Below are 24,910 nucleotides of genomic sequence, written 5' to 3' on the forward strand. Positions count from 1 at the left end.
TTGCGGCAGATGGAGGTTGGAGCTTACGTGAAGCGACCCCCTCTGTCGCCTTCGGCGACATCTCCCCCTCGAGGGGGGAGATCAGCAGCGTTGCTCACCGCCCCGTAAACCGGCGTCTCGATACCTTCCATCCGCGCCTTGATCTGCAGCGCCACATATTTCGAATAGAAGCGCGACAGCGCCAGATTGCCGCCGTGGAACCAGAGCGCTTCCTGCGCGGTCGGCTTCCACATGTTGCGCAGCTCGCCTTGCCAAGGGCCGGGGTCGCCCTTGACGCCGGAGCCAAGACCCCAGCACGGGCCGACCTTGTCGGCGACTTCACGCGAAACGATCGCCGCAACCGTCTCGTTCATCGACTGATAGCCGGTGCAGGCGATGATGGCGTCGGCGGCCAGCTCGGTTCCGTCCTCGAACAGGATGCCTTCAGGCGTCAGCGATTTGATGGCGACGCCGCTGCGGATGCCGATCTTGCGATCTATGATCAGGTCGGAGGCGCCGACATCGATGTAGTAGCCGGAGCCGGTGCGGTAGGCCTTCATCAGAAGGCCGGTCTCGTCGTCGCCGAAATCGATGGCAAAGCCGGCGGCGCGCAGGCGGTCGTAGAACGCGGCATCGCGCGCCTTGATCACCTCGTAGAGCGCCCGCTGGCCCTTGGGCACCAGCGCGAACGGCGTCGAGGCGACGATCATGTCGGCCTTCTCGGTGGTGATGCCGCGCGCCAGTGCGTCTTCCGAGAAGATCTCGAAGCCGACTTCCATCAGCGTGTCCGACTTGACCACCGTCGTCGGTGAACGCTGGATCATGGTGACCTCGGCGCCGCTTTCCCAGAGGTCGACGCAGACATCGTGGCCGGAGCTTGCCGCGCCGATGACGGCGACTTTCCTGCCGCGGAATTTGTCGCCGCTGGCATACTGGCTGGAGTGCAGCAACTCGCCCTTGAACCGGTCGGCGCCGGGAAGATCGATCCGCCGTGGCGGGCCATAGGCGCCGGTGGCGAAGACGATGTGCTTCGGCTTCAGCGTGATCTGCCGGCCGACGCGGTCGACCACCACGGTCCAGACTTTTTCGGCCTCGTCATAGCTGGCGCTGAGGCATTTGGTGGCGACCCAATAGTTGAGTTCCATGACGCGCGTGTACATTTCCAGCCAGTCGCCCATCTTGTCCTTGGGCGTGAACACCGGCCAGTTCTCGGGGAAGGGAATGTAGGGCAGATGGTCGTACCAGACCGGGTCGTGCAGCACGAGCGTGCGGTAGCGGTTGCGCCAGGAGTCGCCCGGCCGCGCATTCTTCTCGATGACGATGGTAGGCACGCCGAGCTGGCGCAGCCGCGCCCCCAGCATGATGCCGCCCTGGCCGCCGCCGATGACCAGGCAATAGGGCTGTTCATCGGTGCCAAGCTCGCGCGTCTCGCGCGCCCGCGCCTCCGACCAGGTCTCGCGCTGGGGATCGGCCTTGTGGCGCACGCCGAGCGGCCGCTTCGCCCCCTTGCGCTCCTCGAAGCCCTTGAGGTCGGTCATCGCCGTGAACAATGTCCGGCAGCGGCCGTCGCGCAGCCGCATGATGCCCTCTCCTGACGCCACCGCGGTTTCGAAGCTGAACCAGGCCTCGATGGTGCCCTCGTCCGAGATCGCTTCGCCGGTCAGCTGCCACGCGCTCGGCTTCGTCGTTGCCAGCGTCGCCGCCAGCATGTCGGCGATCGCTGTGCGGCCTTCCATGGTGGTGACATTCCAGGTGAAGGTCAGCAGATCGCGCCAGTAGCAATCGTCGACGAACAGGTTGGACGCGGCGGCCACGTCGCCGGCTGCGAGTGCCTGCGCCAGGGATTCGAGCCATGCGGCTGCCTGTTTCGTTGGTGCTATCTCGAGCATTACTTTTCCTCTTCCTGCGTGCGTCTGATCTGTGTTGGAATGATAACTGTCGAACCAGGCGCCGCCCCTCATCCGCCTCCCCGTCCTCCGCAGCATCTGCGGAGGGTGGACCGGCACCTTCTCCCCGTGAACGGGGAGAAGGGAGCTAATCCCCGAGCGGCTCCATTTCCTTGCCGGTGCGGTGGATCTGGGCGTTGTATTTGATGCGGCGCACCGTCTCGCGGGCCGAGCCGTCGAGCTTGTAGGCCGAGGCCACCGCCAGAAGGTCGATCGCCGCGAGGAAGGCAAAGCGCGACGCCGTCGGCTTCAGCGTGTCTGGATATTCCGGCACCGCCACCGTCAGCCTGACGTCGCAGGCGCGGGCGAGCTCGGTGTCGGGCGCGGTCACCGCGATCGCATTGGCGCGGTAATGCTTGGCGAGTTCGACGGCCTCGATCACCTCGCGGGTGCGTCCCGTCGCCGAAATGGCGATCACCAGATCGCCCGGCTTGAGCGTCGAGGCGGTCATGCGCATCAGATAGGGGTCGCACTGGGCGCTGACTGATATGCCGTAGCGGAACAGCCGGTACTGGGTTTCCTGCGCCAGTGCGGAGGAGCTGCCGCCGAGGCCGAAGACCGTGACCTGGCGCGCCTTGGCGATCAGCTCGGCCGCCTTCTGCAACTGCGCCGGGTCGAGCTGCCGCTCGGCCTCCTGCAGCGCCCGGCGCGCCTCGCCGAACACGGCGTTCCAGAACGGCATGCCATTGTCATTGCTGACGGAAGGCGACTTGGCCAGATAGAGCGCACCGACGACGAGGCTCTGCGCCAGCTTGAGCTTGAAGTCGCGCACGCCCTCGCAGCCTATGGCGCGGCAGAACCGGGTCACCGTCGGTTCGCTGACGCCGGCGCGCTGGGCAAGGGCGGCGTTGGAGGCGTCGACTGCGTATTTGACGTCGTCGAGCACGACATCGGCGACACGGCGTTCGGCCGGACGCAATTCGCTGTAGGAATCCTTGACCAGCGAGATGATGTCGGGGATGCGCCGGACAGGGTCGCGCCCCTCGGTATCGGGGCCTGGAACAGGCTCGTCCTGGCTGCCAGCTTCGGTCATGGGGTCCTGGTCTTTCCCTGGGTTGCGAGGCTGTCGTCTTAGCATGTTTGCACGTCCTGGCTCCACATGCCCGACCGCATCGCAACCGCAGCGTGTCGTTGGGGAAAGCTCACCTTCCTCCGTTCCTCTCCGGCCCGTGTCAGTCCAGAAGTATGTAGGAAAGCAACATGCATTTCAAGGTCGCGAAAATCACATCAAAACAAAAGGATAGGTATACTGCTCGATTGTCGTGATACAGCTGTCATCGTCGGTGCTTGACAGGAAAGTAGGATAGTTACAGACTGATTTTCGCTGGGGATGAGCCAATGGATCATCGCACAATCTTCCCGGGGGGCAGATGAACACGGGCGATGCAAAAATGCCGAAGCTTGGCGTGCAGGCAGCGACCAAGATCTATCACACGGCCTCCGGCGACCTGCTGGCGCTGGACCGCTGCAGCCTCGATGTCAGCGCCAATGAAATCGTCTCCATCGTCGGCCCTTCCGGCTGCGGCAAGACCACGCTCTTGTGGTCGATGTCGGGCCTGCACAGCCTGACCAGCGGCGAGATCCGGCTCGATGGCAAGGCCATCACCGGTCCGCATCCCGATATCGGCATCGTCTTCCAGGAAGCGAATCTCCTGCCGTGGCGCAATCTCGACGCCAACATCCGCTTTCCTTTCGAGATCAAGGGCGAGAAGCCGGACCGGGCGTGGATCGCGCATCTGCTCAACCGGGTCGGGCTCGACGGCTTTGGCGGCAAGTTTCCGCGCGAGCTGTCGGGCGGCATGCAGCAGCGCGCGGCGATCGTGCGGGCGCTGGCGTTGAAGCCCTCGGTGCTGCTGATGGACGAGCCGTTCGGCGCGCTCGACAGTTTCACCCGCGAGGAGATGAACCGGCTGGTCGAGGAGATCTGGCTCGACACCAAGACAACCATCGTCTTCATCACGCACAGCATCGAGGAGGCGATCTTCCTCTCCGACCGGGTCGTGGTGCTGAGCGCCCGGCCGGGCCGTGTCGCCAAGGAGTATCGCGTGCCGTTTCCCCGGCCGCGCTCGCTGGAGATCATGGCGACGAAAGAGGTTTTTGACCTCACCAACCGGATCAAGATGGACATTGTCGGCGAACGCACGCGGCCAAAGGCCCCGGAGCGCCCGAGCGCCGAGATCGTGAGGATCAGGCCGTGAGCGGAGGCGACGCCATTCCCGAATTCTCGAAGTCCAAGTCGGGTGCCAAGTCGGGTGATGGCCACGAGGTCAGCCTGACCAATCTGTCGGCCTTCGCCAGCGGCCCCGGCATCAAATCGGGCAAGGAGGTGGCGGCCATTCTTGCCGTGGCGGTGATCATCATCGGCGGCATCGAACTGGCGCTGCGGCTGTTTCATGTGCCGCTCTACATCATGCCGCCGCCGAGCTCGATCGCCTATGCGCTGTTCGACGAGTTTCCGCTGATCGCGCCGCATCTCGGCTACACGCTGGTCGAGCTGGTGTCCGGCTTCACCATCGGCGCCATCGTCGGCCTGGTACTGGCCGCCGTCATCACCCAGTTCCCGTTCGCGGAGAAGATCGTCGCGCCCTACATCCTGCTTTTGGTCACCACGCCGATGCTGGCGCTGGTGCCGCTTTTGATCCTGCGCTTCGGCTTCGGCTACACGCCGCGCATCATCGCGGTGGCGCTGGCTGCCGGGCCGATGGTGATGATCAACGCCGCCACCGGTTTCCGCCGCGTCGACAGCGCCAAGATCGCGCTGGCGCGCTCCTATGGCGCCAGCACCTTGCAGATCTTCTGGAAGATCCGCGCGCCGATGGCGCTACCGATGATCCTGGTCGGGCTGATGATCGGCGCCATCTTCGGCCTGTTGACCGCGGTCGGCGCCGAGATGGTCGGCGGCGGTTTCGGCCTCGGCAACCGGCTGACCACCTATTCGTCGATGATCCAGATGCCGCAGTTCTTCGCGGTGGTGCTGATCCTGTCGACGCTCGGCATCCTGATCTACGTGCTGTTCTTCCTGATCGGCAAGAAATGGGCGAGCTGGGAGGCTTGAACACAAAGGGTAGGACGACGCCCGGGAGGCGGGCGGCAAGAGACTGAAATCAAACAAAAAAGGGGAATGCCATGACCAAAGAGAACTCGATCAACCCGGCGGGGATCAGCCGCCGCTATTTCCTGCAGGTCACCGGCGCCGGGCTGGTGACGGCCACGGCGCTCGGTGCCACCGGCCTCAAGGCCAGGGCCGAGGCTTATGGAAAGTTCACCTGGATCTCGCCGCGCGGCACGCTCGAAGTGCTCGACGACTATCCCTACTGGGCGGCCAAGAAGGCCGGCTATTTCGATGGGCTGGACACCGACATGCAGCCGGGGCCGTCGGACGGCACCGCGACGGTGAAGTTCGTCGATGTCGGCCAGGCCGATATGGGCTTCCCGTCGCCCGGCGTGTTCTCCTTCGCCATACAGAACGGCATGAAGCTGAAGTCGGTGTTCCACATGGGCGCGCGCGACACGTTCAGCATCGCCTTCCGCAAGGGCGAGGGATCGAACGATCTGAAGAAGCTGGAAGGCAAGACTATCCTGCTCGGCTCGGCTGCCTGGCAGTCGATCACCGACCCGCTGCTTGCCGCGCAAGGCGTCGACATCAAGAAGGTGAAGTATGTCGAGGCCGGCTGGCCGACCTGGGGCACGGCGCTCGCCGGCGGCCAGGGCGACGCCGCCCTGTCGTGGGAAGGCCTGCGCGCCGAATGGATCGCCAAGGGGCTCGACTTCGAATACTGGCTCGGCGTGCAGAACTCGAAGCTGCCGGCCAACACTTTCGTCGTGCGCGCCGCCGACCTCGAGGATCCCGACCGCAAGGCGTTCCTGGAAAAGTACCTGCGCGGCTGGGCGATGGGCCTCGAATTCGGCTACCAGAATCCGCGCGCGGCCGTCGAAGCGGTGTTCGAGCAGTTCCCGACATTGGCCAAGAATCTCGGGCCCGAACTCGGCACCACCTCGATCCTGCAGCAGATCAACGTTTTCCGTGGCGACATGGACAAGCGTGGCGGCTGGGGCTCGCACGACATGGCGAGCTGGCAGGGCTTCTTCGACGAGATCCACAAGATCGGCCAGATCACCGCTCCGGTGAAGGCCGAGGACGTCTGCACCAACGAGCTGATCGGCCCGGCCAATGATTTCGACAAGGCCAAGGTCAAGGCCGATGCCGACGGCGTCAAGCTGTCGGAAGGCTTTGCCGCGCTCGATGTCGAGAAGATCAAGGCGCATCTGTTCGATTCGGCGATCAAGTAGGACCGGCGGCGAAAAGACCGGGCGGCGGCAAGGCTGCCGCCCACACTTTGTTTGAAGAAAAGCATTGGGAGATGGCGGTGTCCGACAAGGTAAAAGTGCTGGTCGTGGGTCTCGGCAATATGGGTGCGTCGCATGCGAGCGCCTATCACCGGCTCGACGGTTTTCAGATCGTCGGCATCATGAGCCGCTCGATCAAGAGCAACACGAAGATTCCGGCTGAATTAGCCGGCTACCCACTCTACGAGGATTTCGACCAGGCGCTGCAGGAAACAAAACCGGACGCCGTCTCGATCAACAGCTGGCCGAACACCCACGCCGAATATGCGCTGAAGGCAATCGCCGCCAACTGCCATGTGTTCATGGAAAAGCCGCTGGCCACCAACAATGAGGACGCCGAGAAGGTCGTCGCGGCGGCGCGCGCAAAAAACCGCAAGCTGGTGCTCGGTTATATCCTGCGCGTCCACCCGTCATGGATCAAGTTCATCGAGGTCGGCAAGACACTCGGCAAGCCGCTGGTGATGCGGCTCAACCTCAACCAGCAGAGCAGCGGCAGCGCCTGGCACTGGCACAAGAACCTGATAGATTCGCTGATCCCGATCGTCGATTGCGGCGTCCATTATGTCGATGTCATGTGCCAGCTCACCGGCGCCAAGCCGGTGCGCGTGCATGGCATAGGCGCCAAGCTATGGGCGGAAGCCGACAAGCAGAATTACGGCCACTTGCACGTCACCTTCGATGACGGCTCGGTCGGCTGGTACGAGGCGGGCTGGGGCCCGATGATGAGCGAGACGGCCTATTTCGTGAAGGACGTGGTCGGCCCCAAGGGCGCGGTGTCGATCGTCGCCGGCCAGCAGGCAAGCAGTGCCGCCGAACTGGCAGAGGTTTCGAGCTCCGCCGACATCGACCGCCACACCAAGACCGATGCGCTGAAGATCCATTATGCCGCTGTCGACGGCGACAAGAATTTCTCCAAACCCGACGAGATCGTCAGCATGGAGGACGAACCCGGCCACCAGGAACTCTGCGACCGCGAACAGGCCTTCTTCCTGCGCGCCATCCGCGAGGATCTCGACCTCACCGAGCAGATGGATGCGGCGGTCAACAGCCTGCGCATCGTGCTGGCCGCCGAACAGAGCATCGCGCTGGGCCGGACCATCGACCTGGCCTGACGCAATCCGGCTGCTGGCGCTGGAGGCGGCGCCGGCGTCGCCACAGCATCATCCGAGAAGCATCGGCCGATGCCGGAATTCCGCCGGGCGGCGATGCGGAGCATGGCAAGGGAGAGAGATATGGCCGCCGTCACCGACAGTCTGCTGAAAACCTATGCCGAGTCCGACGCGCTCGACCTTGCGGCACTGGTGAAGCGGGGCGATGTTACGCCGCCTGAACTGGTCGAGGCGGCGGTCACGCTGGTCGAGCGGCTCAACCCGGCGCTCAATGCGGTCATCCACCGCCTCTACGACATGGCGCGCGCCCAGGCGCAGACGGTCGACACATCAGCGCTCTTCGCCGGCGTGCCGTTCCTGCTCAAGGAGCTGGCCTCATCCTGGACCGGGGCGCCGAACACCAATTCTTCCTTCTACCTCAGGGATGTCGTTGCCGATTTCGACACCGAAGTGGTTCGCCGCATGAAGGCGGCCGGGCTGGTGCTGGTCGGCAAGTCGAACGCGCCGGAGAATGGCTGGTCGATCACCACGGAACCAAAACTCTATGGCGTGACCAAGAACCCTTGGAAGGAAGGCATCACGCCCGGTGGATCCAGCGGCGGTGCGGCCGCGGCCGTCGCTTCGCGCATGGTGCCGATCGCCGAGGCCAGCGATGGCGCCGGCTCGATCCGCATCCCGGCCTCCTGCTGCGGTATCGTCGGGCTGAAACCGTCGCGCGGCCGCGTCAGCCTCGCCCCGTTCGGCGACTATTGGTATGGCGGCGCTTATTTCCTGTGCTGCTCGCGCACCGTGCGCGACACGGCGGCCTACCTCGATGCGGTGGCCGGCGCGCTGCCGGGCGACCCCTATACGCCGCCGGTGCCTGACGGTTCCTGGCTCGATCTCTCGGCACGGGCGCCGAAGAAGCTGCGCATCGGCTTTTCCGTCACGCCGCCCAACGGCACCGCGATCGATCCGGAGGTGAAGGCGGCGGTGCTGGCGACCGTGGCGGCACTCGAGCGCCTCGGTCACCATGTCGAGGAGCATGACATGCCGCTCGACGCCGATGCTGTGTGGAAGACCTACACCAACATGACCTGCGTGCAGACGGCGGCGACCTTCGACTACCTTGAAACGGTCATCGGCCGGCCGGTGACGCCAAACGACGTGGAGGCGGTGACCTTTGCGATCATCGAGCGCGGCCGCTCGACCAGCGGCACGAGGCACATCTCCGATGTCGAGCAGCTCAGGCAGGTCGGCCGCGACATTGTCGGCGACCTCGGCGCCTACGATCTCTTCATCACCCCGACGTTGACGCAGCTGCCGCGCCCGTTCGGTTATTACGACATGTCGGAGACGGATATCGACCGCTACAACGCCAAATGGGCGGACTCGGTGTTTGCTTTCCCCTTCAACATTTCCGGCCAGCCGGCGATCTCGCTGCCGCTCGGCTGGTCGGAAGGCGGCGTCCCGATCGGCGTGCAGCTCGTCGGCCGCTACGGCGACGAGGCAACGGTGCTGGCCGCGTCGGCGCAGCTGGAGCAGGAGATGCCCTGGAGGGACAGGCGTCCGCCGGTGAGTGCTTAAGCCGGCTAACCGATTGTCTCCAGCCGCCTCGGAAGCCGGTTCATGGCGACAGGCCCATTCGGCGTGATCAGGAACTGGTCCTCAAGATTGAAGCTGGCGAGACCGTCGATGTAGAGCGGGATCTCGAAGGCCAGCACCATGCCGGCTTCGATGATGACATCGCTATCGGCGGCGATGAACGGCCATTGCTCTGAGAAGACCGACTGGCCGACGCCATGGCCGAAATGGCCGCGGCGGTAGGTGCGCAGCCCTTGCCGCGCCAGGCTTTCGGTGGCGACGCGATGCACGTGGGCGAGCGTGGTTCCTGGAACAAGGGACGCCAGCCCGTCGTCAAAGACCCGCTCGGCGATCGCGTGCAGTTCGGCCTGCTCGGCGGATGGTGGTCCGAAGGTGAAGTTGCGCGACATGTCGGAGGCGTAGCCGCCGACCGTGCAGACCATGTCGCACTTCAGCGGATCGCCAGGCATGGCTTTCGCATCGGTGCTTTTGAGCCGGGCGCCGAGCGTCACATATTCGGCTGTCGCGACCGGATGGGACAGGCCTGACGCGGCCGTGGCGACGCCTTGCCGATAGAGGGCAATGAGATCGGCCTGACGCATGCCGGCCATCGCATCGACCTGCAGCCGCTCCAGCCCGGCCTCCGACAGGATGATGCCTTGCTGCAGCAGGTCGATCTCGCGCGGCGACTTGATGGCCCGCAGCCTGTCGAGCACCGCCGAGCCGTCGACCATGGTACAGGCCGGCAGCAGCGCCTGCATGACCGAGAAATCGGCGGCGGCGATGAAGTCGAGATCGACGCCGATCCTTGCGCGGTCCAGACCGAACCCGGTCAGGATCTGCTTCAGCTCATGGACGGAGTTGGCGAGTTCGAATGTCGCTGGTCGGGTAACGGCAGGCGTCCAGCCGGACGAGCCCAAGCCGGCCAGTATGCGCCGCGCCAGCCCTTGTGGCCTCGAGGCGTCAAACGTGGCGGTTTCGATCCAGATCGGGTGGCTGCGGATGACGGCGTCCGACAGAGCCCGCTGCAGTTGCCCCATATTGAAATCCGCCACCACGACGCCGATCGGCAGGCCCTGGCTAGCCGGGATGACGACGAAGCCGGCGCCGGCGCGCCGGAACAGCCCCGCCGGGCCGATCGAGGCCCCGGTCGCATAGTGGAAGGCCTCGGGCGCGCACAGCACCAGCGCCGCGATGCCGGCGCGCTTCATCAGTTGCGCCGCGCGCCGGCGATCGACAAAGCCTGTCATGGGTTTCTCCACTGTCTGAAGCGACAACGGAGCATTCCGGGTATGAACAATCAAGCCGCTGACAGCAGCTACTTGATCGATTCCAGCTTGGCGACGGCGGCGGTGAAGCCGGCAGCGACGAGGCGTTTCTCGACCTGCGCAAATCAGGCGCGCTCGGCCTGCTCTACTGCCACCTCGCCTCGACCAACAGCTGGACGTCGCTGGTGCATCAGGCATCGCTGCGGAAGGCGGCTGAGGCTCTCGCGTCTAAAGAGGCAGAGCGCGCAACTTGCTGATCCGCTGAATCGGTATCTCGTGCATAGAAGGCGCGGCGACCAACTTAGTTACCCCTTCGATCTCGGGCCACTTCCAGACGATGGTCGCCGCCACCTGGTTCATTGACGTTTTCTGGTAAGCGGGGGCCAGAATAAATCCGTGAAGGCCGGCTGATCGCAACGCCGCTCTCTCGGCTGGGTTTCTCAGAACGCGGCCATCCCCCGAGATGAAGATCCATGTCTCTGGCGCGCTTTGAAGATGTTTGATCCAGTCAATGTCGGCCGAGCGCCGGCCGCCAGGAAGGCCTGGCACGTCCTTGATGTGAAAAGCACGATGCCCGTAATGGCTTATGAAACCGTCCAGAGTCGTAGCAAATAGCGGTGCGGTGCAGTTGTCGAACAGCACGTTCACGCCGCAATTCCATGCCCCATGGATGTCTCAAACTCAATAGATCGGCGGACGGACGCTTCCAGCACCAGATAGGCACGGGCGGCGCCAATAATCCCTTCCTGACGCGCAGCTGCTGCAAGGATCGCCGTCGGCACGCTTGAAGCGGCATCAATTGGCTGACCGAAAGACCGCGATGGGTCTACAACGACATTGAGCCGGCGACCGCCGGGCCACCACAAAAGCGGGTTGCCATCGTCGCCAAAATCGACAGTTTTTAAGATCGGCTCGATGATCCCTTTGAACTCATACTGGCGACGAAATAGGTTCAGGAGCCGCTCCCGCTCTTCGCCATCTTCGCCGGTTTCTATGACCGTTACAAAAATTTCCCGGCCGTCCGTTCGAAAGCGGTTGGTTGAAAGCGGACGGTCTTGACCAATGATATCTCGGGCAAGATGTATGGCCGCGCGAACGCGCATCGCCGAAACTCCGGCGCGAATGAAGGCATCCGCGACCCGAACTTCCATAAGATCTCGAAAGCCAAGAAAAACCCGCTCATCCCCCAAATTGACCTCAGGCGACCAAAGTGACGCGTATTTCTGGTCCTTAATGTTGTGGCCTCGGAGCCACCTAGCAATCTTGGCAGGACGAATATGCAAAAGCCGACCCGCTTCCGCAGGCGTATAGACACCGACTCCGATCAGGCTGTCCAATTCGATGCTCCCTTGCCCTATAGATTCAGCGTCATGAGCGGCTGTCAATATGCGCGCTCAATTGTGACTGATCTGGCAAGCTTAATCTACGATTCGCATGTTTGTCGCTTTCCGCATGCTGGTAGCTATGTGGTAGCTGGCAACTGTAGATAAAGAAAAAGCCGCGTTAGGCGGCTTCTTATCTGCTTGATTCCCCTTGGAGGAAATTGGAGCGGGTGAAGCGATTCGAACGCTCGACCCCAACCTTGGCAAGGTTGTGCTCTACCCCTGAGCTACACCCGCTCGCACGGCGTCTTGGCCGCAAGCCGGGCCTATATGGCTGAAGAGCGCGGCGATTGCAACAGGGAAATCGCAGGCTTTTTGCGACACGCCGCGCAGGACCGGCAAGCCACCGCCGGGCGCGTGAGTGGCGGGCGGCGGGGGCGCCACCGCGAAGGGCGGTGCGCTCACCGTGATGTCGCATGACGGTCTTGTATCGGCGGCCCGATTGGCCGTAAACGGCTGGCTAGAGAAACGGGACGAAGACGAAACCGATGCCGAAGACCGAAGCCGATTTGATGGCCTTTCTCGCCGAACTCGGGATTGCCGCCTCGACGAAGCGCCATCCACCGCTCTACACGGTCGCCGATTCGCAGGCGCTGCGCGGCGAAATCGCCGGCGGGCACACGAAAAACCTGTTCCTGAAGGACAAGAAGGACAATTTCTTCCTGGTCACCGTTGGCGAGGACGCGGTCGTCGACCTGAAGCAGATCCACCAGGTGATCGGTGCCGCCAGCCGGGTTTCCTTCGGCAGACCGGAGATGCTGATGGAGCTCCTCGGCGTCACCCCGGGCGCCGTCACGGTCTTTGGCGTCATCAACGATACGGCAAACAGGGTCAAGCTCGTGCTCGACAAGGATCTGATGGAGCATTCGGTGATCAATGGGCATCCGCTGACCAATGAGGCGACGACATCGATAGCGGCGCGCGACCTGATCAGATTCGTCGAGGCAACCGGGCACGATGCTGCTATCTTGAAAGTCTCCGCGTGATCGCCACATGGATGGCTTGAGTCAGATGGTCTGAAGCATACGGCGCCCGGCTGCCGGCCGGCGGCGCCACGGAAGGGTAAAGAGATGAGCGACAACAATCCCTTTGGCGGCCCCTTTGGCGGCAATGGCGGCCAGTACACCACCTCGGTGCAGTATGGTGGAACCGCGCCGGCGCCGGCGAAAGTCGCGCTTGGCGATGCTCCCGCCGCTCCCGCCGATGCCATCAAGGACACGACGACCGCGGCCTTTGCCGCCGACGTGATCCAGGAATCGCGCCGCCAGCCGGTTCTGGTCGATTTCTGGGCGCCCTGGTGCGGACCTTGCAAGCAGTTGACGCCGCAGTTGGAGAAGGCGGTCAAGGCCGCCGGCGGCAGGGTCAAGCTGGTCAAGATGAACATCGACGACCATCCCTCGATCGCCGGCCAGCTCGGCATCCAGTCTATACCCGCGGTCATCGCCTTCAAGGACGGCCAGCCGGTCGACGGCTTCATGGGCGCCATCCCGGAGAGCCAGATCAGCGAATTCATCACCAAGGTCGGCGGCAAGGGCAATGGCGCGCCGCCGGTGGCCGAAGCCCTGGCCGCGGCCACCGAGGCGCGCGAGGCCGGCGACATGCAGACCGCGGCCGACATTTATGACGCCATCCTGGCGCAGGCGCCGGAGACGATCGAGGCGATCGCCGGACTGGGCGAGCTGTTGTTTGATGCCGGCGACACGGAAGGCGCCGAGGCGCTTTTGGCAACAGCCCCGGAGGCCAAGAAGGATGCGCCGCCCCTGGCAGCCCTGCGCGCCAGGATGGCGGTTGCGGCGCAGGCGGCGGCTCTCGGCAATCCAGCCGAGTTCGAGCGCCGCCTCGCGGAAAATCCCAAAGACCACCAGGCGCGCTTCGATCTGGCCATGATCCAGAACGCCAACGGCGACCGCACCGCGGCCGCAGACAATCTGCTGGCCATCATCAAGGCCGACCGGGCCTGGAACGAGGACGGCGCCAGGACGCAATTGCTGCAGCTGTTCGAAGCCTGGGGCATGACCGACGAGGCGACTCTGGCGGCGCGCCGCAAATTGTCGGCGTTGCTGTTTTCCTGAGCCGGTTGACGGTTGTTTTGCCGCACGGGCTTGGCGTTGGCGATGACTGCGCCAGATTAGAGCCAGGATGACGCGCTTCTGGTGAAGCGATCGGAGGAATGAGGTGCAAGCGGGAAACGCGCATTACCGGCTCGCCAAGGATTTGCCGTCGACGGTCCCGATCTTTCCGCTGGAGGGTGCGCTTTTGCTGCCGGGAGGCCGCATGCCGCTCAACATCTTCGAGCCGCGCTATCTGCAGATGGTGGACGAGGCGATTGCCGGCTCGCGGCTCATCGGCGTCATCCAGCCCAGTCTCGACGGCGCTTTGCGCGGCGATGGCGAGCCGGAGCTCTGCAATGTCGGTTGCGCCGGGCGCATCATCGCCTTTTCCGAGAGTGGCGACGGCCGCTACCTGATTTCGCTGCAGGGCGTGTGCCGGTTCCGCATTGCCCACGAATTGACGGTCAAGACGCCGTTTCGCCAGTGCAAGCCCGCGCCTTTCCTTGCCGATCTCGATGAGGATCAGGCGGCGAACGAGATCGACCGGCCATCGCTGCTCAAGGCATTTCGCGCCTATCTGCAGGCCAACGACCTGGAAGCCGACTGGGAAAGCGTCAGCCGGGCCGAAAATGCCATGCTGGTCAATGCGCTGTCGATGATGGCGCCCTACGGCCCGGCCGAGAAACAGGCGCTGCTCGAAGCAGCCGACCTGAAGACCCGGGCCGAGACGCTGATCGCCATCACCGAAATGGCGCTGGCGCGCGAGAATGAGGATTTTGGCTCGAGCCTACAATGAGAGGTTGCTATGGCGGCGGATGGACGTGACGGGAAGAAGGTCGACCCCAAGCTGCTGGAGCTCTTGGCCTGCCCGCTGACCAAGGGGCCGCTGGCCTGGGACCCGGAACGTGGCGAACTGATTTCCAGGGTCGCCAAGATTGCCTATCCGGTGCGTGACGGCATCCCGATCATGCTGCCTTCCGAGGCGCGGACGCTTTCGGTGGAGGATGTGCTCGCCCCGCCGCCGCCACGCTTGGGTGGGCCTTCGTAGGAGATAGCGATCGCCATTTCGTTGGGATGGCGCAAATCTCCTTGTCCTCGGGTCTCCGCGACGTCGCTTCGCTCCTGCTCCGCCCCCGGATGATGAAGGTACGGTACTGAAGGCGCGCCCTACTGAAAATTGCGCCCCTTGGGCATGACCCTTTCTGCTTCTTCCGACAGCGTTGCGAGATCCTGGCGGATCGGCGCGCTTTGTTTGGCGGGGCTGGAGCGATCCGAACCGTCCTTGGCGAGGTCTCTCGGAGGAACCTCTGTTGCGGCCCCGCTGACCTTCTCCAGAAGCACGGTCAGCCAGGGCGTCAGATCCTCGATCCTCTCGGCGACGATGTGGACCACGCCCGATTCCGATTGCAATTTTCCGGTGACCTTGACGAACCGGGCGCCCATGACGAGCGGCCGGTAACGGTCGAAGGTTCTTTGCCAGAAGATGACGTTGGCCACTGCCTTGTCGTCCTCCAGCGTCAGGAAGATCGCGTTGCCCTTGCCGGGACGCTGTCGCACCAGCACGAGGCCGGCGACGGAGACGCGCCTGCCATCGCGCACGGAAGGAAGGTTCGCATTGGGGATGACGCCGGCGCCGTCGAGGCGCTCGCGCAGGAAAGCGACCGGATGCGCCTTCAGCGACAGGCCGAGCGAGCGGTAATCGTGGATGACATGCTCGCCGAGCGGCATTTTCGGCAGCCTCGTCTCGGGCTCCAGCTCGCGCAGGCGAAGCGCCGGCTGGTCGAACAGCGGCAGCCTTTCGGCGGCGCTCTTGCCGTCGAGCGCGCGCACCGCCCATAAGGCTTCGCGACGATCAAGGCCGAGCGAACGGAAGGCATCGGCCTGCGCCAGCCTCTCGATCTCGCCGACATCGAGGCCGGAGCGCAGCCAGACGTCCCTGACAGACACGTAGCCTGAGCCGCGCTGTTCGACGAAAGCCTCCATACGCTCTTTCGACAGGCCCTTGATCTGGCGGAAGCCGAGCCGGACGGCATGCTTCGTCTCGATGACGCCGCGCATCTCGGCATGGCGCGGGAGGATGCGGGCCGGATCGAAAGGCGTCTTTTCCAGCGTACAATCCCACACCGAAAAATTGACGTCGACGTCGCGGATGTCGACGCCATGGTCGCTTGCGTCGCGCACCAGCTGGGCCGGCTGGTAAAACCCCATCGGCTGCGAATTCAGGATCGCGGCGCAGAACACGTCGGGATAGAAGGTCTTGAACCAGCAGGAGGCATAGACGAGCAGGGCGAAGGAAGCGGCGTGGCTTTCGGGAAAGCCGTATTCGCCAAACCCCTCGATCTGCTTGAAGCAGCGCTCGGCGAAATCTCGTTGATAGCCCTTCTTGACCATCCCTTCGATCATTAGCGTTTCATAATTTCCGATCGTGCCATTGCGTTTAAAGGTGGCCATCGCGCGTCTTAACTTATCTGCCTCACCGGGAGAGAATCCCCCGGCATCGATCGCGATCTTCATTGCCTGCTCTTGAAACAAGGGCACACCGAGCGTTCGCTTCAGAATGGCTTCAAGTTCCTTGCTCGGATATTCGACCTTCTCTTTCCCCTGCCGTCGGCGAAGGTAGGGGTGAACCATATCACCCTGGATCGGTCCGGGCCGAACGATCGCGACTTCGATAACCAGATCGTAGAATGTGCGGGGCCTGAGACGCGGCAGCATCGACATCTGGGCGCGCGATTCGATCTGGAAAACGCCCAATGTGTCGGCACGGCAAATCATATCGTAAACGCGGCCATCCTTTTGCGGAATCGTCGCAAGGGTAAGCCGTCGGCCATATTTGTCTCTTACTCCGTAGTGGGCTTCTAGCAGATCAAAGGCGCGCCTCAGGCAAGACAGCATGCCAAGCGCAAGCACATCGACTTTAAGGATGCCGACATTGTCGAGATCATCCTTGTCCCATTCGACCATTTTGCGCTCGTCCATCGCCGTCTTGACGATGGGGACGATCTCATCGAGCCGATCCTTGGTGATGACGAAGCCGCCAACATGCTGCGACAGGTGACGGGGAAAGCCCATAATATCGTTGGAGCGCTCGATCACCAGTCTTGCCAGCGGGTCGGCGCGGTTGATGCCGCCAGCGTGAGCTTCCTTCTCGCCAAGCTCAGAGGTTGACCAGCCCCAGATCGTGCTCGACAATGCGCTTCTGACATCCTCGGACAGGCCCATGGCCTTTGCCACTTCACGCAGCGCCGAGCGGCCGCGATAGCTGATGACAGCAGCAGCAAGTGCCGTGCGTTTGGCGCTGTATTTGTCGTAAATATACTGGATGACGACATCGCGCTTTTCATGCTCGAAATCGACATCAATGTCTGGGGGCTCATCACGCTCCGTTGAAACAAAGCGCTCAAAAAGAACGTCTAGAAGACTAGGATCGACTTCCGTAATCTCAAGACAATAGCAAATGACGGAGTTTGCCGCGGAGCCGCGTCCCTGACACAGAACACCCTCCGAACGCGCGAACCGAACGATGTCACGAACGGTAAGGAAATAACGGGCATATTTCTTCAGGCCGACAATTGCGAGTTCATGCCGGATGAGACCTTCCACTTTGTCGGGGATGCCCTCGCGGTAACGTTTCCTGGCGCCCTCCCAAGTCAATCTTTCCAGTTCCGTCTGAGGGTCGACGCCTGCCTCGGTTGTCTCTTCTGGATAGTTGTGTTTCAGCTCATCCAGAGAAAAACTTAAGCTTTCCGCAAACCGCAAGGTCTCGGCCAGCGCCTGCGGATGCCGGCGGAACAGGCGGGCCATCTCCATCGGCGGCTTCAGATGGCGCTCGGCATTGGCGATGAGTTGCAGCCCAACCTCGGCAACCGGCGTGTTGAGGCGGATCGCGGTCAGCACGTCCTGCAACGGGCGCCGTTCGGCGGTGTGATAGAGAACGTCGTTGGTCGCCATCAGGGGAATGCCGGCGCTCTCGGCCATCGCCGCTGCCTGCTCGATCCGGAAACGGTCATTGCCGGCATAACAGGGCGAAACGCCAAGCCGCAGGTTACGGCCGAAACGGCCCTTGAGCTCACCAAGCAAGGCGAGACCGTCCCGCGCGCCCGCCGACAGATCGGGCAGGACTGCCAGCGACATCAGATCCCCCCATTCAAGCAAGTCGCTGCGCTGGAGAAGGGTGGCGCCCTTTTCGTTTTCGTCGCGCAGATTGGCCTGGGTGAGCATGCGGCACAGATGCCCCCAGCCCTTGCGGTCCTGGGGATAGGCGAGAATGTCCGGCGTGCCGTCGCCAAAAACCAGCCGGCAGCCGGGATGATAGGAGAGTTTTTCGACCTTGGCCTGCTGCCAGGCGCGCACCACGCCGGCCACCGTGTTGCGGTCGGCAAGCCCGATCGCCGAGAAGCCCAGGAGCTTGGCCGCGACCACCAGCTCCTCCGGCTTGGAGGCGCCGCGCAGGAAGGAGAAATTCGACTGGATGCCGAACTCGGCATAGGGGATGACGGTCAGCGCGTTCATGCGAAGACCCCATGCAGGAACCAGCGCGGTGGCATTTGCGAGTTGCCGCCGTAGAGGCCTTGCCGGTAGAGCCAGTAGCGGCGGCCATCGGCATCCTCGATGCGGAAATAATCGCGCGTCGATGCCGCCTCGTCGCTTGCTGCCTCGCGCCACCATTCGGCGGCGATGCGTTCCGGCCCTTCGGCGCGCGTGACCCGGTAGAGCGCGCGGCGCCAGCGAAAGTTCAGCGGTGGTCCTTCCGGCATCTCAGTGGCGGGCACATCGATGGGTTCGGGCGAGCGGAACAGCCGGATCGGCCGTTCCGGCGGAAATATGGTTTTTGGCGCCTGCAGCCTGTCCGGCTTCTTCGGCGGCGTGGTCCGGCGGGGCGCGTCGGTGAAGGGGATCGTCGCGACGGCACGCTCCGGCAGATGGCTTTCGACCGCGACCGGCCGGAGAACCGCCCCCTCGCCGAGCCGGGCGCGGATGCGGTCGGCGAACAGCGCGATATCGGCGCCGTCGTCGGTCACCTCGCCGGCAAGATCGGCTTGCTGCATGTCGAAGGTGGCTGCCGCCAACACCGAGAGCCGCACCAGATCGAAACCATAGCCGGCATCGATATCCTGCTCGAGCGCGGCCAGTCTTTCATGAAACAGTTTCTGGATCAGCATCGGTTCGCGCATCGGCCGCGAGGTGCCGATGGCGATGCGGCTGACGGCGCCGTCGACGCGAAAGAGCAGCAGCGCCAGTGTCCTGGCACCCTCGCCGCGACGCTCGAGATCGGTTTTCAGGGTTGCCGCCAGCATGCCCACCAGCCGTTCGATGTCCTCGGTCAGGGTGACGGGTTCGGCGAGATGGCGTTCGACCGAAAGCGGTGCGACGGGAAGGCGCGGCGACACCGCCTCGTCGAGACGGCCAAGCGCCTGGTCGAGCCGCAGCAGCAGCAAGGCGCCGAAGCGGCGGGCGAGCGGCGCGCGCGGTGCCGCCATGACGGCGCCCGCCGTGCGCAGGCCGACGCTTTCCAGACTGTTGCGGGTCGCTGGCTCGATGCGCAGCGCGGCCAGCGGCAGGGGTGCCAGCAGCGCCTCCTCCTCGCCTGACACAACGATGCGGTCGCCGCAAAAGCGTGCCGCCGCCCAGGCCGCACCCGGTGTCGCGGCAAGCCCGGCGCGGACATCGAAGCCCTGGTGGAAGAAACGCGACAGGATGTCGTCGAGCATGGCGCGTTCGCCACCGAACAGATGGGTGCAGCCGGTGAGGTCGAGAAACAGGCCGTCTGCCCCGTCCAGCGCCACCAGCGGGGTGTAACGGTCGCACCAGTCGGCGAGGCCTTCGAGCAGGCGGCGGTCGGCTTCCGGATCCGCCTCGACGATGTCGATCGACGGATGCATGGCGCGCGCATCGGCAATGCCCATGTCGCGCTTCAGGTGCAGCGCCTCAGCCCGCTCGTCGAGGGCCGAGATGCGCTGTGCGTTGCGGTCGCGATGGCTGATCACGAGCGGCGGGTGAGATGGGTGATCCGACGGCCGGGAACGCCAGGACCGCCCCAGACGCTGGCGCAGGATTCTTTCCACCGCCAGATAGGGAAACCACAGGGACAGGATTCTTTGTCCGATCTCTTCCCTCGCCCCATCTTTCGTCGCCCCATCTTTCGTCGAATGCGCGTTCATCGGGGTTCCACTCCAGTGTGAATTGTCCAGGCAGGGCCGTGCGGCTCTTGCCGATAGTGAGGGTGAAGGCCGAGTGGCCGATCGAGCCGGCCAGCGGTCCGGCGATGGTGTCGCGCGGCACCGCCGGCGCCGAAGCGACGATGAGGCGGACGGGTGCCGCCGTCGGTTCGGGCTCGGCCGCCTGCCGCAGCAGGAACACCGGCCGGCCGGCAGCTTGCGCCCTTGCATGCAGCCGGCGTGTCGCGGTCAGGTCCAGCCGCTGCGGATTGCCGCGGATTTCCAGGATGACGGCGGCCAGCGCCGTCATCCTGGCCGCCTCCTCGGCGACCCAGAGCGCATCGACAAGTTTTGGCGCTTCGGAAAACAGCAATTGCTCCGGCTCGATGCCAAAGGAGGCGTGAAGCCCCCTGGCATAGGGAAAGCCGGCCTCGCGAAAAATCTCCGAGGTGCCGATCCACAGCACCGGCAGCCCCGGCGTTTGCTTGAGGATCAGACTGGTGAGCGACAAAGCGAAGCCGGCGACGGCCCCGGCATCGCGGGTTTCAAGCCCATGGATTTCGCTCAAGGCTGCCTTCGGCAGGCCGCCGCTGAGGGCGGCATCGATGCGCCCGACGCCGATGGGCAGGAACGCATCCGGCAACGCCGCGGCTATGCCGCGCCGGACGATTGTGAGATCGGTGCTGACGTCAGCATCAAGGGGCGCGACGGCCGGCGCAGCCAAGCGCTCGGGCAGCGTTCCCTCGATTTTCGCGATCTGGCGGCGCAGGGCAAAAACAGTCTCCCGCGCCACGGCGGTCATCGCCATGACGGTCAGCTTCCACTCACAATTGTTCCTGTTATGTTCTTATAGATTCCAGAGCGAACCCCAAGAGTCAAGCGGAGTCATGGGGGAATTTATTCCTCTCCGCTTGGATGGCGCAGGCGCATCGGCCCGTTCATTTGCCGATTCCGGTGCGAAAGCCTATATGCCGGGATCAAAGGACAAAGCATGGCCCGCATCTACAAGACCCGCACCTGGCACGACGAACTCTCGCCCTCGATGGACGAAATGGAGTTCCTGGCGCTGGAGGCGTACGCCCATCTGCCGGAGGATTTTCGCAAACTGACCGGCGAGATCGTCATCCAGATCGCCGAATTCCCGACCGACGAGATCATGGACGATCTGTCGCTGGAAACGCCGTTCGACCTGCTCGGTCTGTTCGAGGGACGCGGCATCGCCGAGCGCTGGAACCCGCAGACCGGCGAAGGCCCGAACCGCATCACGCTCTACCGCCGCGCCATCCTCGATTACTGGTCCGAGAACGAGGAAACGCTGGGCGACATCGTCACCCACGTGCTGATCCACGAGATTGGCCACCATTTTGGGCTCTCGGACGATGATATGGAGAAGCTCGAAGAGGCGGCGGAGTGATCGGCGCGTGAGCGCTGCGCTGCAACGGTCCGCCTTATCGCCTTGCTCAATTATACAGGTTTTGATATAAGGCTGGTCAATGCCAGTGATGAAGCGCCTGGAGTTTCTTGGAGATTCTCTTGCCCAGCTTCGGGATTTTCCAGAGGCGGCGCGCAAGGAAACAGGCGTTCAGTTGCACAAGGTGCAGCTCGGACTTGAGCCAAGCGACTGGAAGCCGATGACGACTGTAGGTCCCGGCGTGCGGGAAATCCGCGTCCGGGACGACGCGGGAGCGTTTCGGGTGCTTTATGTCGCGAGCATAGGTGACGCCGTCTATGTGCTGCACGCCTTCCAGAAGAGACGCAGCAGACGGCGAAACGAGACCTGGAGCTTGCCGCATCGCGGTTCAAGCAAATCTAGCGGAGGCGTGACAATGGAACGTCAGAGCTTTGAGAATGTCTGGGATGCGCTGGAAGATACTCCGGCCGAGGCTGCCAATATGGCCATGCGCTCCAATTTGCTGATCGCGATTGAACAGCGGGTGCGGAGCTGGAAAATTACCCAGGCCGAAGCAGCCGAGCGGCTCGGAATCACGCAGCCGCGCCTTAGCGACCTCTTGCGGGGCAGGATCGCGAATTTCAGCCTGGACACGTTGATCAACCTTGCCACACAGGCGGGACTTACAGTGCGCCTTGATATTGCCGAGGCTGCCTGATCCGCATGAAGGCGCTGTCCCCTACCAGTCGCTGAGCTTGGTATCCGGCCCGTATTCCTGTCCATCGATATCCTTCACGACGGCCTGGCCGCAACGCATCGTCTTGGCCTTCTTGTCGTAGGCATAGGTCGGCGAGCCGAACAGGTGCCAGCCCTTGTTCAGCGCCGCCGTCACCTTGTGGCAGAAGCTGGCATCGTCCGGAGCGGACAGAAAGCGGTAGAGTTTCATTGTTCAGTCCTGTCGTGAGTGCCCTTAGCCCGCGAGCATAGGGTTGATATCATGACCCGATGGCGGCTGCCTTCGCCAGCAGTTTTTCGGCCTGCGCCAAGTGCAGCCGCTCGACCATCCTGCCGTTCAGCGCGATCACGCTCTTGCCGGCATTCTCGGCGAGCGCGAAGGCTTCCTTCACCGAGCGCGCCTCGGCCACCGCTTCAGTGGCTGGCGCGAAGGCGCGGTTCGCGGCTTCGACCTGGGCCGGGTGGATGAGGCTCTTGCCGTCGAACCCCATGGCGGCCGCCTCGGTGCATTCATGGGTGAAAGCGTCGAGGTCGCGAAAATCGTTGGAGACGCCGTCGAGCATGTCGATGCCGCCGGCGCGCGCGGCGAGCACCATCTGCATCAGCCATGGCACGAGGTAGCGTCGATCAGGCCTTGCCAGAATGCCGGTCTCCTTGACCAGATCATTCGTTCCGGCGACGAAACAATTGAGCCGCGAGGCCGGGTCGCGGCCAAGTTCGGCGATGGCACCAATGTTGAGCAGCGCCTTGGGCGTCTCGATCATCGCCCATAGTTTCACGCTGTCGGGAGCGAAATTGTCGTCGAGCACATCGCCGGCCTCGAGCAGGTCGCGCGGCGTGTCGACCTTGGGCAGAAGAATGCCGTCGGGCTCGCAGCTTGCGGCAGCCAGCAGGTCGTCGGCGCCCCAGTCGCTGGCCAGCGCATTGATGCGCACGATCATCTCGCAGCGTCTGCCATTATGGTTGGCAACGGGATGGCCGGCGAAAATGCCGGCCAGTTTTTCGCGAGCGGCGATCTTGTCGGCCGGAGCGACGGCGTCTTCCAGGTCGATGATGACTGCGTCGCAGGCAAGCTGCGCGATCTTGGCCAAGGCCTTGTCGTTGGAGGCCGGGATGTAGAGCACGGAGCGGCGCGGGCGGTAGGTTTCCATGCCTGATCTATGCCGCGTGCGGTGGGTTGAGGCAAGCGCGGGCAGGAAGCAGATCTGGCCTCTGCACGAAAACTGCACACGCCTGCGGAAAACCTCCTCGCATTCGCCCCACCCTTTCCCCGCCGGCCTGACAAACAGGCGGCATGCAAAAGCGAGCAAAACCCCGTTTGCCTTACCGACTGCGCAGCGAGGGCTGGTGGCTGGTCGATCCGACGCGCGCGACAGCGATCCTTATTCCCTTTGCCCGCAAGATCCCGCCGGCGATCCGGCGCGACGCCATCAGGAAAGCCAGGTCATGACAGCGTTGTTCTCCGCCGCGCCGAGCTATTGCAGCCGCTTCGGTGTCGCCATGCTGCTGGTGGCACTTGCAGATTTCCTGTTCTACGGCCAGCCCGCCGGAATCACGGTTTTCCTGTTCGCCCTGCTGATTGCCGCCGCAGTTGTCGCCGTGCATCCGGCGGCTTTCAGCGACGGCAGGGTCTGGCTCAAGCCCATCGCCTTGCTTGTCGCGCTGCTGCCGCTGGCTGAAAACGTCAGCACCCTGTCGGTCTCGATCGCGCTGGCGGCGCTGGTCGTCTTCGCGCTTTCGCTGAGCGGGCGGCTGCGGCACAGCATCGCCCGCATTGCCGGGCAGATCGTACTGTTCGGGCTGGCGGCGCCGTTCCGCTTCGCCAACGATTTCATCCGCTGGCGCAGGACAGCGCGGCGGTTCGGCGGGCGCCGCATCCGGCTGGCGGCGATCGCTGTCTGGGTGATGCCGCTGACGCTGGGCGCGGTCTTCCTGGCGCTGTTCGGTGCGGCCAATCCGGTCATCGACTACTGGCTGTCGCTGATCGATCTCGTGAGGCTGCTCGATCTTATCCAACTGGCGCGGATTGCCTTCTGGCTGTTCGTGCTCGCCGCTGTCTGGGCATTTCTGCGGCCACGCCTGCCGCGCCTGGTTCGCCGCATCCCGCGCGCAGCGCCAGCGGTCGGCGCTCAAGCCGAGAAAACCGCCACCACCATCGAAGACATCCTGTTCGGCAAGGCCGCCATCCTGCGCGCCCTGATCGTCTTCAACATCCTGTTTGCCCTGCAGACGGCGCTCGACGCCACCTATCTGTGGGGCGGGGCGGCCCTTCCCGACGGGCTGAGCTACGCGGCCTACGCGCATCGTGGCGCCTATCCCTTGATCGTCACCGCGCTGCTTGCCGCCGGCTTCGTGCTGGCAGCGCTGCGACCCGGAAGCGAGACCTCGGCCGATCCGCTCATCCGCCGCCTGGTCTATGCCTGGGTGGCGCAGAACATCATGCTGGTCGTCTCGTCTATCCTGCGGCTCGACCTCTATGTCGGCATCTATGCGCTGACCTACTGGCGCGTCGCCGCCTTTGTCTGGATGGGGCTGGTGGCAGCAGGCCTTGCCCTGATCATTGCCCGCATCGCGTTGGGAAAATCCAACGAATGGCTGCTGTCCGCCAATCTTCTGACGTTATCCCTGACGCTTTATGCCGGCTGCTTCATCAATTTCGCAGCAACGATCGCCAACTACAATGTCGACCATTCCCTCGAAATGACCGGCCAGGGCATTCCCCTAGACGCCTGGTATCTGCGCTCGCTCGGCCCGGGCGCGTTTCCGGCACTCGATCGCTTCCTCGAGCACCAAGGCAAGACGGCAGCCGGCACTGTCCGCGAATTGGCTGGCGTGCGCGGCAGCGACGAAATCTGGTATCGAACTATCCAGCAGAACTGGCGGGCCTGGAGCTTTCGCGACTGGCGGCTGTTGCGCACCCTCGACACGAAGGGGCCGCTCGTGGTTCCTGACCCTATCGAACCTTCCATGCCGGGCCGCTGA

General features: G+C 63.7%; 23 protein-coding genes, 1 tRNA gene and 1 pseudogene. 14 read left to right on the plus strand and 11 right to left on the minus strand.

Annotation, left to right across the window (positions count from 1 at the left end):
- Positions 1–23: 23 nt before the first annotated feature.
- Both LB558_RS10885 and LB558_RS10890 read right to left on the minus strand, forming a co-directional pair.
- Positions 24–1,868: a flavin-containing monooxygenase gene (locus tag LB558_RS10885; RefSeq protein ID WP_224697558.1), complete on the minus strand. Its 1,845-nt coding sequence runs from the start codon at positions 1,866–1,868 to the stop codon at positions 24–26.
- Positions 1,869–2,013: 145 nt separating this feature from the next.
- Positions 2,014–2,958 (minus strand): MurR/RpiR family transcriptional regulator, encoded by a 945-nt coding sequence (locus tag LB558_RS10890; protein ID WP_224697559.1) that lies wholly within the window; start codon positions 2,956–2,958, stop codon positions 2,014–2,016.
- A gap of 337 nt (positions 2,959–3,295) precedes the next feature.
- On the opposite strand from LB558_RS10890, the gene LB558_RS10895 reads away from it, so the two are divergent.
- From LB558_RS10895 to LB558_RS10915, 5 genes are all read left to right on the plus strand, one after another.
- The gene (locus LB558_RS10895; RefSeq protein WP_224697560.1) at positions 3,296–4,123 is read left to right on the plus strand and encodes an ABC transporter ATP-binding protein; all 828 of its coding nucleotides are present in this window, start codon (positions 3,296–3,298) and stop codon (positions 4,121–4,123) included.
- A complete protein-coding gene (locus LB558_RS10900) occupies positions 4,120–4,980 on the plus strand; it encodes an ABC transporter permease (protein WP_127383345.1) in 861 nt (286 codons plus the stop codon). The genes LB558_RS10895 and LB558_RS10900 overlap by 4 nt, the downstream gene beginning before the upstream one ends.
- Positions 4,981–5,051: 71 nt before the next feature.
- Entirely contained in the window at positions 5,052–6,215 is a 1,164-nt protein-coding gene (locus tag LB558_RS10905; RefSeq protein ID WP_224697561.1) for an ABC transporter substrate-binding protein, read from the plus strand.
- 77 nt (positions 6,216–6,292) lie between these two features.
- The gene (locus tag LB558_RS10910) at positions 6,293–7,384 is read left to right on the plus strand and encodes a Gfo/Idh/MocA family protein (protein WP_224697562.1); all 1,092 of its coding nucleotides are present in this window, start codon (positions 6,293–6,295) and stop codon (positions 7,382–7,384) included.
- Between the two features lie 120 nt (positions 7,385–7,504).
- Entirely contained in the window at positions 7,505–8,947 is a 1,443-nt protein-coding gene (locus LB558_RS10915) for an amidase (protein WP_224697563.1), read from the plus strand.
- A 5-nt stretch (positions 8,948–8,952) separates the two neighbouring features.
- On the opposite strand, the gene LB558_RS10920 is transcribed toward LB558_RS10915, so the two are convergent.
- The 4 genes from LB558_RS10920 to LB558_RS10935 all read right to left on the minus strand — a co-directional run bounded on the left by LB558_RS10920 (position 8,953) and on the right by LB558_RS10935 (position 11,831).
- On the minus strand, positions 8,953–10,194 hold the full coding sequence (locus LB558_RS10920) for a M24 family metallopeptidase (RefSeq protein ID WP_224697564.1): 1,242 nt from the start codon (positions 10,192–10,194) through the stop codon (positions 8,953–8,955).
- Positions 10,195–10,440: 246 nt separating this feature from the next.
- Entirely contained in the window at positions 10,441–10,860 is a 420-nt protein-coding gene (locus tag LB558_RS10925) for a hypothetical protein (protein ID WP_224697565.1), read from the minus strand.
- Complete coding sequence (locus LB558_RS10930) at positions 10,857–11,549, minus strand: hypothetical protein (RefSeq protein WP_224697566.1); 693 nt, start codon at positions 11,547–11,549, stop codon at positions 10,857–10,859. The genes LB558_RS10925 and LB558_RS10930 overlap by 4 nt, the downstream gene beginning before the upstream one ends.
- 207 nt (positions 11,550–11,756) lie before the next feature.
- A tRNA-Gly gene (locus LB558_RS10935) sits at positions 11,757–11,831 on the minus strand.
- A 251-nt stretch (positions 11,832–12,082) separates the two neighbouring features.
- Between LB558_RS10935 and LB558_RS10940 the strand changes: the two genes are divergently transcribed.
- The 4 genes from LB558_RS10940 (at position 12,083) to LB558_RS10955 (ending at position 14,693) form a co-directional block, all read left to right on the plus strand.
- Positions 12,083–12,580 (plus strand): prolyl-tRNA synthetase associated domain-containing protein, encoded by a 498-nt coding sequence (locus LB558_RS10940; protein ID WP_127261275.1) that lies wholly within the window; start codon positions 12,083–12,085, stop codon positions 12,578–12,580.
- A gap of 84 nt (positions 12,581–12,664) precedes the next feature.
- Positions 12,665–13,666 (plus strand): thioredoxin, encoded by a 1,002-nt coding sequence (gene trxA / locus LB558_RS10945; protein WP_224697567.1) that lies wholly within the window; start codon positions 12,665–12,667, stop codon positions 13,664–13,666.
- A 103-nt stretch (positions 13,667–13,769) separates the two neighbouring features.
- Positions 13,770–14,441, plus strand: a complete 672-nt coding sequence (locus LB558_RS10950) for an LON peptidase substrate-binding domain-containing protein (RefSeq protein WP_127261273.1) — start codon at positions 13,770–13,772, stop codon at positions 14,439–14,441.
- Positions 14,442–14,450: 9 nt separating this feature from the next.
- Positions 14,451–14,693 carry a Trm112 family protein gene (locus LB558_RS10955; RefSeq protein WP_224697568.1) on the plus strand — a complete coding sequence of 81 codons (243 nt, stop codon included), beginning with the start codon at positions 14,451–14,453 and terminating at the stop codon, positions 14,691–14,693.
- A gap of 119 nt (positions 14,694–14,812) precedes the next feature.
- Here LB558_RS10955 and LB558_RS10960 read toward each other — a convergent pair whose 3' ends face one another.
- From LB558_RS10960 to LB558_RS10970, 3 genes are read right to left on the minus strand one after another with little or no spacing between them, the layout of a single operon-like run.
- The gene (locus LB558_RS10960; protein WP_224697569.1) at positions 14,813–18,157 is read right to left on the minus strand and encodes an error-prone DNA polymerase; all 3,345 of its coding nucleotides are present in this window, start codon (positions 18,155–18,157) and stop codon (positions 14,813–14,815) included.
- Positions 18,154–19,632, minus strand: a complete 1,479-nt coding sequence (locus LB558_RS10965) for a DUF6504 family protein (RefSeq protein WP_224697570.1) — start codon at positions 19,630–19,632, stop codon at positions 18,154–18,156. The genes LB558_RS10960 and LB558_RS10965 overlap by 4 nt, the downstream gene beginning before the upstream one ends.
- Positions 19,574–20,611, minus strand: a complete 1,038-nt coding sequence (locus tag LB558_RS10970; protein ID WP_224697571.1) for an ImuA family protein — start codon at positions 20,609–20,611, stop codon at positions 19,574–19,576. The genes LB558_RS10965 and LB558_RS10970 overlap by 59 nt, the downstream gene beginning before the upstream one ends.
- Positions 20,612–20,794: 183 nt before the next feature.
- On the opposite strand from LB558_RS10970, the gene LB558_RS10975 reads away from it, so the two are divergent.
- The 3 genes and pseudogenes from LB558_RS10975 to LB558_RS10985 all read left to right on the plus strand — a co-directional run bounded on the left by LB558_RS10975 (position 20,795) and on the right by LB558_RS10985 (position 21,911).
- The gene (locus LB558_RS10975; protein ID WP_224697572.1) at positions 20,795–21,217 is read left to right on the plus strand and encodes a metallopeptidase family protein; all 423 of its coding nucleotides are present in this window, start codon (positions 20,795–20,797) and stop codon (positions 21,215–21,217) included.
- An 88-nt stretch (positions 21,218–21,305) separates the two neighbouring features.
- Positions 21,306–21,616, plus strand: a pseudogene (locus LB558_RS10980) (type II toxin-antitoxin system RelE/ParE family toxin).
- A gap of 13 nt (positions 21,617–21,629) precedes the next feature.
- Positions 21,630–21,911, plus strand: coding sequence for a helix-turn-helix domain-containing protein (locus LB558_RS10985; RefSeq protein WP_127320835.1), 282 nt, complete (start codon positions 21,630–21,632; stop codon positions 21,909–21,911).
- A 21-nt stretch (positions 21,912–21,932) separates the two neighbouring features.
- Here the strand turns inward: LB558_RS10985 and LB558_RS10990 are convergent, their stop codons facing one another.
- Positions 21,933–22,139, minus strand: coding sequence for a DUF1737 domain-containing protein (locus tag LB558_RS10990; protein WP_127261267.1), 207 nt, complete (start codon positions 22,137–22,139; stop codon positions 21,933–21,935).
- A gap of 49 nt (positions 22,140–22,188) precedes the next feature.
- Positions 22,189–23,079: an HpcH/HpaI aldolase/citrate lyase family protein gene (locus LB558_RS10995; protein ID WP_224697573.1), complete on the minus strand. Its 891-nt coding sequence runs from the start codon at positions 23,077–23,079 to the stop codon at positions 22,189–22,191.
- 167 nt (positions 23,080–23,246) lie between these two features.
- Between LB558_RS10995 and LB558_RS32895 the strand changes: the two genes are divergently transcribed.
- Together LB558_RS32895 and LB558_RS11000 are read left to right on the plus strand one after the other, a co-directional pair.
- Entirely contained in the window at positions 23,247–23,378 is a 132-nt protein-coding gene (locus LB558_RS32895) for a hypothetical protein (RefSeq protein WP_263495137.1), read from the plus strand.
- Positions 23,375–24,910 carry a DUF4173 domain-containing protein gene (locus LB558_RS11000; protein ID WP_224697574.1) on the plus strand — a complete coding sequence of 512 codons (1,536 nt, stop codon included), beginning with the start codon at positions 23,375–23,377 and terminating at the stop codon, positions 24,908–24,910. The genes LB558_RS32895 and LB558_RS11000 overlap by 4 nt, the downstream gene beginning before the upstream one ends.

It is taken from the genome of Mesorhizobium sp. CO1-1-8 (assembly GCF_020164875.1).
GTDB lineage: Bacteria > Pseudomonadota > Alphaproteobacteria > Rhizobiales > Rhizobiaceae > Mesorhizobium.